12 protein-coding genes and 1 rRNA gene are annotated in these 14,443 nt (G+C 69.8%); 9 read left to right on the top strand and 4 right to left on the bottom strand.

Annotated elements, in window-relative coordinates; genetic code table 11:
• The coding region (locus G6048_RS40690; RefSeq protein ID WP_165344640.1) for a hypothetical protein at positions 1-252 on the top strand (252 nt) is incomplete at its 5' end.
• A 128-nt stretch (positions 253-380) separates the two neighbouring features.
• Here the strand turns inward: G6048_RS40690 and G6048_RS40685 are convergent.
• The 3 genes from G6048_RS40685 to G6048_RS40675 form a co-directional block, all read right to left on the bottom strand.
• Positions 381-1,727 (bottom strand): RNA polymerase sigma factor, encoded by a 1,347-nt coding sequence (locus tag G6048_RS40685; RefSeq protein WP_165344639.1) that lies wholly within the window; start codon positions 1,725-1,727, stop codon positions 381-383.
• 126 nt (positions 1,728-1,853) lie between these two features.
• Positions 1,854-3,755, bottom strand: coding sequence for a DNA primase (dnaG, locus tag G6048_RS40680; protein ID WP_165344638.1), 1,902 nt, complete (start codon positions 3,753-3,755; stop codon positions 1,854-1,856).
• 56 nt (positions 3,756-3,811) lie between these two features.
• Complete coding sequence (locus G6048_RS40675) at positions 3,812-5,077, bottom strand: NAD(P)/FAD-dependent oxidoreductase (RefSeq protein ID WP_165344637.1); 1,266 nt, start codon at positions 5,075-5,077, stop codon at positions 3,812-3,814.
• 281 nt (positions 5,078-5,358) lie between these two features.
• On the opposite strand from G6048_RS40675, the gene G6048_RS40670 reads away from it, so the two are divergent.
• The 6 genes from G6048_RS40670 (at position 5,359) to G6048_RS40645 (ending at position 11,621) form a co-directional block, all read left to right on the top strand.
• Positions 5,359-5,529: a Trm112 family protein gene (locus G6048_RS40670; RefSeq protein WP_165344636.1), complete on the top strand. Its 171-nt coding sequence runs from the start codon at positions 5,359-5,361 to the stop codon at positions 5,527-5,529.
• A gap of 39 nt (positions 5,530-5,568) precedes the next feature.
• The gene (locus G6048_RS40665; protein ID WP_165344635.1) at positions 5,569-6,696 is read left to right on the top strand and encodes an SIS domain-containing protein; all 1,128 of its coding nucleotides are present in this window, start codon (positions 5,569-5,571) and stop codon (positions 6,694-6,696) included.
• A gap of 70 nt (positions 6,697-6,766) precedes the next feature.
• On the top strand, positions 6,767-7,918 hold the full coding sequence (gene manA / locus G6048_RS40660; RefSeq protein ID WP_165344634.1) for a mannose-6-phosphate isomerase, class I: 1,152 nt from the start codon (positions 6,767-6,769) through the stop codon (positions 7,916-7,918).
• A gap of 142 nt (positions 7,919-8,060) precedes the next feature.
• Positions 8,061-9,038 carry a cation diffusion facilitator family transporter gene (locus G6048_RS40655; protein WP_165344633.1) on the top strand — a complete coding sequence of 326 codons (978 nt, stop codon included), beginning with the start codon at positions 8,061-8,063 and terminating at the stop codon, positions 9,036-9,038.
• 412 nt (positions 9,039-9,450) lie between these two features.
• The gene (ahcY, locus tag G6048_RS40650) at positions 9,451-10,908 is read left to right on the top strand and encodes an adenosylhomocysteinase (protein ID WP_165344632.1); all 1,458 of its coding nucleotides are present in this window, start codon (positions 9,451-9,453) and stop codon (positions 10,906-10,908) included.
• Positions 10,909-11,006: 98 nt separating this feature from the next.
• Positions 11,007-11,621, top strand: coding sequence for a hypothetical protein (locus G6048_RS40645; protein WP_165344631.1), 615 nt, complete (start codon positions 11,007-11,009; stop codon positions 11,619-11,621).
• 20 nt (positions 11,622-11,641) lie between these two features.
• On the opposite strand, the gene G6048_RS40640 is transcribed toward G6048_RS40645, so the two are convergent.
• Positions 11,642-12,652, bottom strand: coding sequence for an RDD family protein (locus G6048_RS40640; protein ID WP_165344630.1), 1,011 nt, complete (start codon positions 12,650-12,652; stop codon positions 11,642-11,644).
• Positions 12,653-12,769: 117 nt separating this feature from the next.
• On the opposite strand from G6048_RS40640, the gene G6048_RS40635 reads away from it, so the two are divergent.
• Both G6048_RS40635 and G6048_RS40630 read left to right on the top strand, forming a co-directional pair.
• Positions 12,770-13,777, top strand: a complete 1,008-nt coding sequence (locus G6048_RS40635) for a stage II sporulation protein M (protein WP_165344629.1) — start codon at positions 12,770-12,772, stop codon at positions 13,775-13,777.
• A 595-nt stretch (positions 13,778-14,372) separates the two neighbouring features.
• Positions 14,373-14,443 (top strand): 16S ribosomal RNA (locus tag G6048_RS40630); the annotation flags it as partial.

Below are 14,443 nucleotides of genomic sequence, written 5' to 3'. Positions count from 1 at the left end.
GTCGAGACAGGGACGATCAGCCGGGACGGCACCACGGTCATCGCCACCGTCAACTACAAGGTGGTGCACGACAAGCTCACCGACGCCACCAGGAACACGCTCCAGGAGGCAGCCCAGCAGGGCCGGGCTGATTTTTCGCGGCCCGCTGATTATTCGTGTGGCCGGGCTGATCTTGCACCGGGCCGGCTGGCTTTCCGCCGGACGGCGCTGATTTCAGCCGGGCGGGCTGATTTCAGCCCGTCCGGCGTTTGAGGACGAGGCCGCCAGGCCGATGGGGGTCTGGGGGCGCAGCCCCAGCGGGGTCCAGGGGCGGAGCCCCTGGTGGGTCCGGGGCAACGCCCCGGGATGGGACGGGTAGGGGCGGCGGGGGCGAAAACCCTTCAGTCCAAGTAACCCCGCAGCTGGTCCGCGAACGCATGGTCCCGGAGCTTGTTCAGTGTCTTCGACTCGATCTGGCGGATTCGCTCGCGCGTGACGCCGAAGATGCGGCCGATCTCCTCCAGGGTGCGCGGACGGCCGTCCGCGAGGCCGTAGCGGAGTTGGACGACCTTGCGTTCGCGTTCGCCGAGCGTCGACAGCACCGCCTCCAGGTGCTCCCTGAGCAGGAGGAACGCCGCCGACTCCACCGGAGACGTCGCGTCGCCGTCCTCGATCAGGTCGCCCAGCGCGACATCGTCCTCCTCGCCCACGGGCGCGTGCAGGGACACGGGCTCCTGGGCCAGGCGCAGGACCTCGCTGACCCGCTCGCTGGGCAGGTCGAGCTGGCCGGCGACCTCCTCGGGGGTCGGCTCGTAGCCGCGCTCCTGGAGCATGCGGCGCTGCACGCGGACGACGCGGTTGATCAGCTCGACTACGTGGACGGGGACCCGTATGGTCCGGGCCTGGTCGGCGAGGGCGCGGGACATGGCCTGCCGGATCCACCAGGTCGCGTACGTCGAGAACTTGTACCCGCGGGCGTAGTCGAACTTCTCGACGGCCCTGATCAGGCCCAGGTTTCCCTCCTGGACGAGGTCGAGCATGGTGAGCCCGCGCCCCACGTACCGCTTCGCGACCGAGACCACGAGCCGTAGGTTGGCCTCGATGAGGCGGCGCTTGGCCATCCGCCCCATGACCACCAACTTGTCGAGGTCCAGGGCGAGTTGGCTGTCCAGTTCGAGGGCCGGGGTGCGCGCCAGTTTCTCCTCAGCGAAGAGGCCCGCCTCGACGCGGCGCGCGAGCTCGACCTCCTCGGCGGCGGTGAGGAGGGGGATGCGGCCGATTTCGCGCAGGTACTGGCGGAACAGGTCCGAGGACGGGCCACCGGTGTCGGCCGTACGGCCACGGGGTGGCAGCGCCTCGACGGGCGGCGGCTCGGGGGCCTCGGTCTCGACGGCCGTACCGGCAGCCGTCGGTGCGGGCGCGGCCGTCCCGACCGCACCGGCGGGCGGCTCGTCGAGATCGGGCGGCGCGCCCCCCGACTCGGTCTCGGGATGGTGCGCGACACGGCTCTGCTGTGGAACCGCCGCGATGACGTCCGCCTCCGCGTCCGTCGTGTTGTCGGTCTGGGTCAGGGTCTGGGTCTGCACGGGGGCGACCTCCAGGATGATCGCTGCTGAGGCGTACGGCAGCGGTACTTCGCGAACGGACTCGGCGGCCGCGCCGCCATCCGTCCCGTACACGTTGAGCGGAACCGCGGGGATGGAGGACCCGTCGCGTTCGGGTCGGCCGCGCTCCGAGGACTCAGGCACCGGAACCCAGTGTGGAGTACGACACATCCTTGCCACGAGGGGCGTGCGGTGACTTTTTGAGTCCGGTCTGTGACCGGGTGGTTACCCACACGTACGACGCGGCCCCGAAGAGGGCACAAGCCCCGGTCAGAGCGCTGCCGCGCCCCGTTCACGCAAGGCCTGCCCGTACTGCTGTAGCACCCACAACTCGTTCTGTACGGCGGCCAGCTGGGCCGGGTCGCCCTGGGCGCTGGCGCGGGCGAGGGTGCCCTGGACCTCGTGGATGCGGCGGTCGACGGCGCGGCGGCGCACCATGACCAGCTGATCGCCCGCGTACAGCTCGTCGACGGTCTTACGCATGATGGCCTCTACGGCCAGCTCCGTGACCATGGCGCGGACCGCGTTGTCCGGGGCGGCCTCGCGGACCCGGATCAGATACTCCTGGGGGTCCTGGACGCCGTACTCCGCGCCGCCCGCGTCCGTGATCGCCTGGCGCACGGCCGCGTACGGCGGGGCGGTGAACTCGTCGATCCCGTACGCGTCGAAGGCCGGGGAGACCAACTCGGGCCGCTGGAGGGCGAGTTTGAGCAGCTCGCGCTCGGTGGCGTAGACGGGGTTGCGGAGGTTGAGAGCGGGGCCTGAGGGGGCCTGGCGGGGTGCCATGTCGTACGAGGGCTGACGGCTCGACGTCGGCGCCGGGCCCCTGCCGCCGCGGTCGCGGGCCCAGCGCGCCAGCTGGGCCACCCGCTTGACCACGAACTGCGTGTCCAGGATGCCGAGCATGCCCGCGAGCTGTACGGCGACCTCGTGCTGGGCGCCGCTGTTCTTGATGCGGGCCACGATGGGCGCCGCCTCGTCGAGGGCGGCGGCGCGGCCCGCGGGGGTCTCGAGGTCGTAGCGCGCGACGATCTGGCGGAGTGCGAACTCGAAGAGCGGGGTGCGGGGTTCGACCAGGTCGGCGACCGCCTCGTCGCCCTTCGCCAGGCGCAGCTCGCAGGGGTCCATGCCGTCCGGTGCGATGGCGATGTACGTCTCGGCGGCGAACTTCTGGTCGTCCTCAAAAGCGCGCAGGGCCGCCTTCTGGCCGGCCGCGTCGCCGTCGAAGGTGAAGATCACGCGTGCGCTGCCGTTGTCCATGAGGAGACGGCGGAGGATCTTGATGTGGTCGCCGCCGAAGGCCGTGCCGCAGGTCGCGATGGCGGTGGTGACGCCGGCGAGGTGGCAGGCCATGACGTCGGTGTAGCCCTCGACGATCACGGCCCGGCTGGCTTTGGCGATGTGCTGCTTGGCGAGGTCGATCCCGTAAAGGACCTGGGACTTGCGGTAGATCGCCGTGTCGGGGGTGTTCAGGTACTTCGGGCCGTTGTCCGCCTCGTAGAGCTTGCGGGCGCCGAAGCCGACGACGTCCCCCGCGATGTCGCGGATCGGCCACATCAGCCGGCCGCGGAAGCGGTCGATGGGGCCGCGGCGGCCCTCCTGGGCGAGGCCGGAGAGGAGGAGCTCCTTGTCGGTGAAGCCCTTGCCGCGCAGATAGCGGGTGAGGTGGTCCCAGCCCTGGGGGCTGTAGCCGACGGAGAAGTGCTCGGCGGCGGACTGGTCGAAGCCGCGCTCGGCGAGGAACTTGCGGCCCGTGTCGGCTTCCGGGCTGGTCGCCAGCTGTTCCACGTACCACTCGGCGGCGATCTTGTGGGCCTCGACCAGGCGGATGCGCTCGCCGCGCTGGTGGGAGGGGTTGTAGCCGCCCTCCTCGTACCGCAGCGTGATGCCCGCCTGGCCGGCCAGGCGCTCGACCGCCTCCGAGAAGGAGAGATGGTCGATCTTCATCACGAACGTGATGGTGTCGCCGCCCTCCTGGCAGCCGAAGCAGTGGAAGAACCCCTTGCTCGGGCTGACCTGGAAGGAGGGCGACTTCTCGTCGTGGAACGGACACAGGCCCTTGAGATTGCCCCCGCCCGCGCCCTTCAGCTGGAGGTACTCGGACACCACGGCGTCGATCGGAACCGCGTCCCGAACCGCCTTCACGTCCTCGTCGTTGATCCTTCCGGCCACGCGTGAATTCTACGGGGGTGGTGTGACAGTCGAGTACGTCCGAGTACGTCCGACTGTCACGAGACCACGCTGTCCAGCGGAACGTGCGGGTCCGCAAGTGCCTCCATGCCCACCTGTGCCCTTGAGCGGATCAGCTGTTGGATCGGCTCCGTGACGTCCCACACATTCACGTTCATCCCGGCGAGCACCCGGCCCTCCTTCATCCAGAAGGCGATGAACTGCCGCTTGCCCGCGTCTCCCCGGATCACCACTTGGTCGTACGAGCCGGGGGGCGCCCAGCCCGAGTACTCGAGCCCGACGTCGTACTGGTCGGAGAAGAAATAGGGCACCCTGTCGTACGTCAGCTCGCGGCCGAGCATCGAACGGGCCGCAGCGGGTCCGCCGTTGAGGGCGTTGGCCCAGTGCTCGACGCGCAGCCGGGTGTCGAAGAGGGCGTGGTGGAAGGCGGCCACGTCGCCGGCCGCGTAGATGTCGGGGTCCGAGGTGCGCAGCCGTTCGTCGACCGCGATGCCGCCGCCCTGCGAGCGGTCGACGAGGGTGAGGCCCGCGGCTTCGGCGAGGGCCGTGCGCGGGGCGGCGCCGATCGCGGCGAGCACGTCGTGCGCCGGGTGCTCCTCGCCGTCGTCCGTGTGGGCCGCCAGGACCATGCCGTCCTGGCCGATGATCTCGGTGAGCCGGGCGCCGAAGTGGAAACGGACGCCGCGCTCGGCGTGCAGGTCGGTGAACATCTGGCCGATCTCCGGGCCGAGGATCGCGTGCAGTGGCGTCGGCTCGGGCTCGACGACGGTGACTTCCGCGCCGTACTCGCGGGCCGCCGCCGCGACCTCCAGGCCGATCCAGCCGGCGCCCGCGATGACGAGGTGGCCGTTGTCGCGGCCGAGGGCGGCGAGTACGCCCTTGAGTCGCTCGGCGTGGGCCAGGCGGCGCAGATGGTGGACGCCGGCCAGGCCGGTCCCCGGGATGTCGAGGCGGCGGGGCTCGGCGCCGGTCGCGAGCAGCAGCTTGTCGTAGCGCACGAGCGTGCCGTCGTCGCCGAAGTGGACCGTCTTCGCGGCCGGGTCGATCACGTCGACGGTCTGGCCGAGGTGCAGTTCGATGTCGTTGCGCGCGTACCAGGCGGGCTCGTGCACGAAAACGCTGTCGCGCTCCTCCTTGCCGAGCAGATAGCCCTTGGACAGCGGGGGGCGCTCGTACGGGTGGTCGCGCTCGTCGCAGATCAGGATCACGCGGCCGGTGAAGCCCTCCGTGCGGAGCGTCTCGGCCGCCTTTGCGCCGGCCAGCCCTCCTCCGACGATGACGAATGTCTGATCCGCGTCGACCACTTGATGCCTCCTCGTAAATATGCCGCTACATCTGAGCCTCCCGCACGCAGCGTGGTGCGGGAAGAGGGAGTGGCCCGATCAGGCCACGGAGGGTCACGTCTGGGTGGCGCGTGGGTGGCGTCTGCGGCGGGCTTTTCTTCCCAGCCCCGCCCCTTCCCGTAACTGGGGGCTCCGCCCCCAGTTTCGGGAAGGGGCGGGCCGGGGGAAAGGAAACCCGCCCCCCACAGCGGTACCCTGACCAGGCCACATCCGCCCGCACTCCACCCCCGAAGGGACCCCAAATGCCGCTAGAAACCGGCCTCCTGGAGATCCTCGCCTGCCCGGCCTGCCACGCCCCCCTCAAGGAGCAGGACACCGAGCTGATCTGCACGGCCCAGGACTGCGCCCTGGCATACCCGGTCCGCGACGGCATCCCGGTCCTCCTGGTCGACGCGGCCCGCCGCCCCGCGTAGACCCCAAAAACAGCGACCGGCGCCCGGAGGCTGCCCCACATGCTCGACGAATCACTGCTCGACGACCCGGAGGCGCTCGCCCGCGCCGACCGCCGTGAACTGCTCCGCGGCGCCGCAGAAGCAGGCGCCCGCGTACGCACCGCCGTCCGGCACGCCACCGAGGCAGGAATCGCTGAGCTCAAGCCGGACGGCCGCCCAAGGGCCATCCTGACCGCGGGCCCCGGCCTGGCCGCCATCGGCGTCGCCGACCTGCTCGGCTCCCTCGCCGGCGCCGCCTGCCCCGTCATCCGGCTCACTCCGGGAGGCGTGGCCCCCGCCGCGGGCGCCCTCCTCTGGGAGCTGCCCGGCTGGGCGGGCCCCGTGGACCTACTCCTGATCACCACGCCCGACGGCAGCGAACCCGGCCTGTCGATCCTCGTCGAGCAGGCCTACCGACGCGGCCTCACCGTCGTCGCCGTCTGCCCGCCCCGCACCCCGCTGACCGAGGCGATCACGGGCGCCCACGGCCTCGCCGTACCGATGGCGACCGCACCCTACGAGCCGCAGGCACCGGCCGCGGCCTCGGCCCCTGGTTCGCTGTGGGCCCTCCTCACCCCGCTGCTCGCGCTGCTCGACCGCACCGGCATGCTGCCCGCCCCGCCCGACGTCCTGCAGAAGGTCGCCGACCGCCTCGACCACGTCGCCGAACGCTGCGGTCCGGCCATCGCGACGTACAGCAATCCCGCCAAGACGCTCGCCGCCGAGCTCGCCGAGGCGCTGCCGGTCATCTGGACCGAGGGCCAGTCCGCCGGCCCCGCGGGACGCCGCTTCGTCGCCGCGATGGCGGAACTCGCGGGCCGCCCCGCGCTCACCGCCGAGCTCCCCGAGGCGCTCGCCGCGCACAGCGTGCTGCTCTCGGGGGCGCTGGCTGCCGGCGCCGACCCCGACGACTTCTTCCGCGACCGCGTCGAGGAGGCACAGGCCCTCCACGCGCGCGTGGTCCTGCTGCGCGACCGCCCCGCCGGAGGCCGCACCGCCGCCCCCGCGGCCCGCGACCTCGCCCTCAGCCACGACACCGCGATCAGCGAACTCGAACCGGAGGACGGCAGCGACCTGGAGACCCTCGCGGAGCTGATCGCCACCACAGATTTCGCGGCCGTTTACCTGGCGCTCACCGCGGGAGCCTGATGCTTGCCGAGCGGCCGACGTGACCGTGTGACCGTGCCCGCGTGAAGACAGAGAGCGCAGAGAGAGCCCCATGGACCGCCTCGACAACACCATCCGTCCCTACGCCTGGGGCTCCACCACCGCCATCCCGCGGCTCCTAGGCGTCGAGCCGACCGGCGAACCACAGGCCGAGATGTGGATGGGCGCCCACCCCGGCGCGCCCTCACGCACGGCCCGCGGTCCCCTCACCGAGCTCATCGAGGCGGCCCCCGAGCGCGAACTGGGCGCCGAGACGGTCGCCAAGTTCGGCCCGCGCCTGCCCTTCCTCCTCAAGATCCTCGCCGCCGGCGCGCCCCTCTCCCTCCAGGTGCACCCCGACCTGGCCCAGGCCAAGGAGGGTTATGAGGAAGAGGAGCGCCGCGGCGTCCCGATCGACGCCCCCCACCGCAACTACAAGGACGCCAACCACAAGCCCGAACTGATCTGCGCGCTCACGGAGTTCGACGGCCTGTGCGGATTCCGGGCTCCGGCCGAGGCCGGGGACCTCCTGGCCGCCCTGGAGATCGACTCCCTCAAGCCGTACGTCGACCTGCTGCACGCCCACCCCGAGGACGCCGCCCTGCGCGAGGTGCTGACGGCTGTCCTGTCCGCGGACCGTGAGCAGATGGCCACGACGGTCACCGAAGCCACCGCGGCGTGCACACGCCTCGGCGGCACGCACGCCCCGTACGCCGAAATCGCCCACCACTACCCCGGCGACTCGGGCGTCATCGCCGCGATGCTGCTCAACCACGTCCGGCTCCAGCCCGGCGAGGCCCTGTTCCTCGGCGCCGGCGTCCCGCACGCGTATCTGAACGGCCTCGGCGTCGAGATCATGGCCAACTCCGACAACGTTCTGCGCTGCGGCCTCACCCCCAAGCACGTGGACGTCCCCGAACTCCTGCGGATCGTCCGCTTCGAGGCCAGCGATCCCGGCGTACTGCGCCCCGAGGCGTCCCCCGACGGCGAGGAGGTCTACGAGACGCCGATCGACGAATTCCGCCTCTCGCGCTACGTCCTGCCGCAGGGCACCGCGGCCCACGAACTCACCCTCCGCACCCCGCAGATCCTCCTGTGCACCGCGGGCTCCGTACAGGCGGGCGGGCACGCGCTCACCCCCGGTCAGTCCGTCTTCGTACCGGCGGGCGAAAAGGCCGAAGTGTCCGGGACCGGCACGGTCTTCCGGGCCACCGTTGTGGCCTGAGACAGCCGTCGAAGTGGCCGGGGCGACGGGCTGATGCTCCACTGTCGGACCGGACTGCAACAATGGCGCACCGCAAGGGCGGGCAACGCCGGTTCGGCAGGCGGAATGCCCCGGACGGCAGACGAAGGGACATCAGGAACACATGAGCGCGTCAGGCGGCACCAAAGCGATCGTGGCGGCACTCGTCGCCAACCTCGCGATCGCGGTAGCGAAGTTCGTGGCGTTCCTCTTCAGCGGCTCCTCGTCGATGCTCGCCGAGTCCGTGCACTCACTTGCCGACTCCGGCAACCAGGGCCTGCTGCTGCTCGGCGGCAAGAAGGCCCAGCGTGAGGCGACCCCGCAACACCCCTTCGGCTACGGCCGCGAGCGCTACATCTACGCCTTCCTCGTCTCGATCGTCCTCTTCTCGGTCGGCGGCATGTTCGCGATCTACGAGGGCTACGAGAAGATCAAGCACCCGCACGAGATCGAGCACTGGTACTGGCCGGTGGGTGTCCTCGTCTTCGCGATCATCGCCGAGACGTTCTCCTTCCGGACGGCCATCGTGGAGTCCAACGCCCTGCGTGGCAAGCAGTCCTGGAAGGAGTTCGTACGTCACGCCAAGGCGCCCGAACTGCCCGTCGTCCTCCTGGAGGACCTGGGCGCGCTGGTCGGTCTGATCCTGGCGCTCGGCGGCGTGAGCCTGGCGCTGGCCACGGGCGACGGCGTCTGGGACGGCATCGGCACCCTCTGCATCGGCGTCCTGCTCATCCTCATTGCGATCGTCCTCGCCGCCGAGACCAAGTCGCTCCTCCTCGGCGAGGCCGCGGGCGTGGAAGAGGTCAAGAAGATCGAGGCCGCCATCGTCGACGGCGACACGGTCAGCCGCATCATCCACATGCGCACACTCCACCTCGGCCCGGAGGAACTCCTGATCGCCGCCAAGATCGCCGTCCAGCACGACGACACGGCCACCGAGATCGCCGCAGCCATCGACGCCGCCGAGTCCCGCATCCGCGAAGCCGTCCCGATCGCCCGGGTCATCTACCTCGAGCCCGACATCTACAGCGAAGCCGAAGCAGCCAAGGGCCCAGACCGCAAGGCCGCCCCGGGAGGCCCGACCACACCGGCCGAGCACTGACCCGTCCGGCACGGGTTTCCCGTACGAGAACCCGGTTCTCCGTGCGAGAGGGGGCGCATCCCTCTCGCACGGACACCCCCTGGGCCCACCGAACTTCCGGCGGGCCCTGCGCCGCCCTGGCAGACGTCCCACTGCAGCCCGCCGCTCATTTTCGGCCCCGATCGAACCCTGCGCCTCCATCTCCGTGTCTTAATCTGGCCGGAGGCCGACTGGGGTCCGCTGGGCCGATCGGTGTAGATTCGTACACCGAGCCAGACGTCGCTGCTGATGGCGGTCGGGCGGCCCCAGCGGGCCGACCGAGGGAGAGAGGGCCTCCGACGGACTGCGCTGCGCACAGGCGCCGGGCATTCGTATGCTCGCCATCGCGCAGACCAGCCGTACACACCTCGACCCAATCCGAGGAGCAGCTCGCATGACGACTGTCGAGAACCGACAGGACTTCAAGGTCGCCGACCTCTCCCTGGCCGACTTCGGCCGCAAGGAGATCACCCTCGCCGAGCACGAGATGCCCGGCCTGATGGCGATCCGCAAGGAGTACGCAGAGGCGCAGCCCCTCGCGGGCGCCCGCATCACCGGCTCCCTGCACATGACCGTGCAGACCGCCGTACTCATCGAGACCCTGGCCGCCCTGGGCGCCGAGGTCCGCTGGGCCTCCTGCAACATCTTCTCCACGCAGGACCACGCCGCCGCCGCCATCGCGGTCGGCCCGAACGGTACGCCCGACAACCCCCAGGGCATCCCGGTCTTCGCCTGGAAGGGCGAAACCCTGGAGGAGTACTGGTGGTGCACGGAGCAGGCCCTGACCTGGCCGAACACGCCCACCGGCGGCCCGAACATGATCCTGGACGACGGCGGTGACGCCACTCTCCTCGTCCACCAGGGCGTCGAGTACGAGAAGGACGGCAAGGTCCCGTCCGTCGACACCGCCGAGAACGACGAGCACCGCGTCATCCTGGAGCTCCTCAACCGGACGATCTCCAACGGCTCGCAGAAGTGGACCCAGCTCGCTTCGGAGATCCGCGGCGTCACCGAGGAGACCACGACCGGCGTCCACCGCCTGTACGAGATGCAGCGTGAGGGCACCCTCCTGTTCCCGGCGATCAACGTCAACGATGCCGTCACCAAGTCGAAGTTCGACAACAAGTACGGCTGCCGCCACTCCCTGATCGACGGCATCAACCGCGCCACCGACGTCCTCATCGGCGGCAAGACCGCGGTCGTCTTCGGCTACGGCGACGTGGGCAAGGGCTGCGCGGAGTCCCTGCGCGGACAGGGCGCCCGCGTGATCGTCACCGAGATCGACCCGATCTGCGCACTGCAGGCGGCGATGGACGGTTACCAGGTCACGACCCTCGACGAGGTTGTCGACAAGGCCGACATCTTCGTCACCACGACCGGCAACAAGGACATCATCATGGCCTCGGACATGGCCAAGATGAAGCACCAGGCGATCGTCGGCAACATCGGTCACTTCGACAACGAGATCGACATGGCCGGCCTCGCGAAGATCCCCGGGATCGTCAAGGACGAGGTCAAGCCGCAGGTCCACACCTGGACGTTCCCCGACGGCAAGGTGCTCATCGTGCTGTCCGAGGGCCGCCTGCTGAACCTGGGCAACGCCACCGGACACCCGTCCTTCGTGATGTCCAACTCGTTCGCGGACCAGACCCTGGCCCAGATCGAGCTGTTCACCAAGCAGTCGGAGTATCCGACCGACGTCTACGTGCTGCCCAAGCACCTCGACGAGAAGGTCGCCCGCCTCCACCTCGGCGCACTCGGCGTGAAGCTCACCACGCTCCGCCCCGAGCAGGCCTCCTACATCGGTGTCGAGGTCGAGGGCCCGTACAAGCCGGACCACTACCGCTACTGAGCACCCGGCCGAGCAGCGGTACCACCGCTCGGCGCACGGATGTCAGCAGGCCCTCGCCGTCACGGCGGGGGCCTGTCCCCGATGAGGACCGAACCCCCATGCCCCGCGGCCGATATTCGCTCCACGATCCGCACGACCACACCCCCCTCTCTGAAGAGCACTTCCACTGCGCGCCCGGCCCCTCCGGCTGGCGCTACGTCTCCCAAGTGACCACCCCCTCCGGCGACCCCGCCGGTTCCGTCGACCTCGCCCTCGACGACCTCGGCCGCCCCATCCGTCTCGAACTCCACGCCGCGAGCTGGCAGGTTCGAGGCGCCGCCCTCGACGGCGTCACCTGGGTCCGCACCGACCCCACAGGAACTCACGCCACCGAAGGCAATGTCCGCGCCCACGCCTTCACCGGCGCATCCCCCGCTTTCCTCATCGCCACTGCACGTCTGCTCCGCCTCACCCCCGATTCCTCCGCCACTCGCGTACGCCTCGTCGCTTTCACCGACCCGGTCCTGGCCCCGCGCACCGTCGACCAGTCCTGGGCCCTGATCAAGAGAGAAGCACACGCCACTGACAACGACCCCCTGACCGTGGACGAATACCAGGTCACAGCCCTGGACACGGGCGAGCAGCACACCGTCCACCTCTCCGGCGACGTCGTGCTCTCCGCACCCGGCATCGAACTCGAGGATCTCGACTCGCCGCCGTCGTTGTTCACCTGACCGCCCGCAGGGCGTCCAGGTCACGCCGGCGGTACGAACCCGGTGGCCGGGCGCTCACTCCCGGCATCCCGCGGAGCTGCGGCGGGCGCCCCTTGCCCAGCCGACGGCGTCGACTCGGAGCCCGAGGAGTGAACCGCCGGGCCAGCGCCCGAGGGATAGGCGGAGTGCGGCGGCTGCACCGCCGGATAGGAGGCAGAGGCGGCGGGCGGCATCTGGGTGGCGGCTCGGTCGGCCGGCCCAGCCCCGTCTCCGCCGCCGACAGGCTCACCGCCGACGGCCGCCCCGCCGCCGAACGCCCGCCGGGCCTCCCGCGCCTGCCGCTCCTGCACCACGGCCGCCAGATACGCCGCCGGTGGCACCCCTTGCGGCGCCGGAGCCCCGGTGCGCTCCGCGACGTCGGCCGCGAGCCGCTCCGCCATCGCCCAGCCGACCTGCGGATCCAACTGCTGCATCCGCGTCAGATACTGCCGAACCGCAAGCCACAGCCCATCCGGAACCGCGGACAGATCAAGCCCGGAGAACCGCCCCGCCAGCCAAGGCGGCGGCGGAGGAACGAAAGTCGTACGCCCGGCGGGTATCCGCTCCCGCACGACCAGGGTTCCCGCGAACACATCACCGAGCCGCCTCCCCCGAGCCGACACGAGCGACGCGATGCACGCCACGATCCCGAGCGTCATCAGGATCTCGACCACACCGACCGCCCCACGCACCAGCGCATGCCGGAACCGGATCGGCCCGCCGTCATCCCGCACCACCCGCAGCCCGCACGCCAGCTTCCCGAGCGAACGCCCATGGCTGAGCGTCTCCACCGCGATCGGCCCGCCCACCAGCACAAGAAGGAACGCCGCGATGGACACCGCCGTCTGCGCCGCCTCATCGAGACTGGCCGTGGAGACCACAAGGGCCACCGTCACAGCGATATATGCGGCCATCGCCGCCACCAGGTCGATCAGTACGGCCAGCGCCCGGCTCGGCAGCTTCGCAGGGCGCAGCTCCAGTGCCACCGCCTCGCCCGTCACAAGCTCACTCACGCCCGCCGTCCTTCCCCGAACTGCCCTGAGAACAGCCAGTCTGCCAAGCTGAGGGCACATCGCGCCGCAGTGCGACAAGCTGACCACACGACGAGCAGCCGAGGAGCAGCCAACCCGATGGACCTCGACGTCTTCGTGTCCGCCCACCGCGCCGAGTGGGACCGGCTCGACGCACTACTGCACCGCCAGCGCCGCCTCACAGGCGAGGAGGCCGACGAACTCGTCCTCCTGTACCAGCGCACGGCGACCCATCTTTCCCTGATCCAGTCCAGCGCCCCCGACCCCCAACTCACCGGCCGCCTCAGCCAACTCGTGGCACGCGCGCGTAGTGCCGTAACAGGCACACGCCGCGCCTCCTGGCGCGACGTCACCCACTTCCTTGCGTACGGTTTCCCCGCCGCGGTCTACCGCTCACGCCACTGGTGGGTCCCCACAGCGCTCCTCTCCACCGCGGTCGCGGCCATCCTGGGATGGTGGATCGGCACCCATCCCGAGGTCCAGTCCTCGATGGCGGCCCCCAGCGAGCTACGGGAGCTCACCCGTCCCGGCGGCCAGTACGAGACGTACTACTCGAGCCACCCCGCGGCGTCCTTCGCGGCCCAGGTATGGACGAACAACGCCCAAGCCGCAGCCATGTGCCTCGTTCTCGGTGCCTTCTTGTGTCTGCCGGTCATCTGGATCCTCTTCCAGAACATGCTCAACCTGGGCGTCGGCATCGGCCTGATGTCTTCGGCGGGCCGTCTCGACACCTTCCTGGGCCTCGTCCTCCCGCACGGCCTCCTGGAACTGACCGCCGTCTTCGTAGCCGCCGGTACGGGGCTACGCCTCGGCTGGACTCTGATCGACCCGGGCCCCCGCTCCCGTCGTGTGGCTCTCGCCGAAGAGGGCCGCGCCGCCCTGGGCATGGCGATAGGCCTCGCCCTGGTCCTCTTCGTCTCCGGCGCCATCGAAGGCTTCGTCACCCCGTCCGGTCTCCCGACCTGGGCCCGCATCACCATCGGCATCACCGCCGAACTGGCCTTCCTCGCATACGTCTACATCCTTGGCGGTCGTGCGGCACGAGCCGGCGCCACCGGCGACGTCGAGGAGACGGAGCGCAGCGCCTCCGTACCGACCGCTGCCTGATGTGCAGGCACTCCGGCCGAGGTGTTAGCCTCGTACCTCGCCCCACGGGAGCCGTTGACACGGGACCTGTGGGGAGGTAGATTTACACAGTTGCGCGGAGCTGGACAGCTCCGATGGCAACGGTGAGCGTCTATCTATTTGCTTCTCGGGATTCACTTCCGAAGAAGCCCACCCGATTATTCAGGAACGAGTGGCCGGTCAGTCCGGTCGAAAACTTCTGATAAAGTCGGACCAGCCGAAAGGGAGCCGCAAGGCTACCGAATAGGCAAGGCCCTCCAACTGGCCACCGAAGCGAATTCTGAGTCGGAAACGGCATGGAAAACGTCTGGTAAGGTTGGAAACACCGAAGGGAAGCCCGGAGGAAAGCCCGCGAGGGTGAGTACAAAGGAAGCGTCCGTTCCTTGAGAACTCAACAGCGTGCCAAAAATCAACGCCAGATATGTTGATACCCCGTCCATCACGCAATATGGTGGGTGGAGGTTCCTTTGAAGAAAACACAGCGAGGACGCTGTGAACGGCCGGGCTTATTCCGCCTGGCTGTTCCGCTCTCGTGGTGTCATCCCGCAGTCTTTAATTAGGCGCAGTCGGGAATACATTCACGGAGAGTTTGATCCTGGCTCAGGACGAACGCTGGCGGCGTGCTTAACACATGCAAGTCGAACGATG

The sequence above is a fragment of the Streptomyces ureilyticus genome, from assembly GCF_011045025.1.
Lineage (GTDB): Bacteria > Actinomycetota > Actinomycetes > Streptomycetales > Streptomycetaceae > Streptomyces > Streptomyces ureilyticus.
The sequence above is the reverse complement of the archived record's forward strand: the minus strand, read 5'-3'. Positions and strand labels throughout refer to the sequence as shown.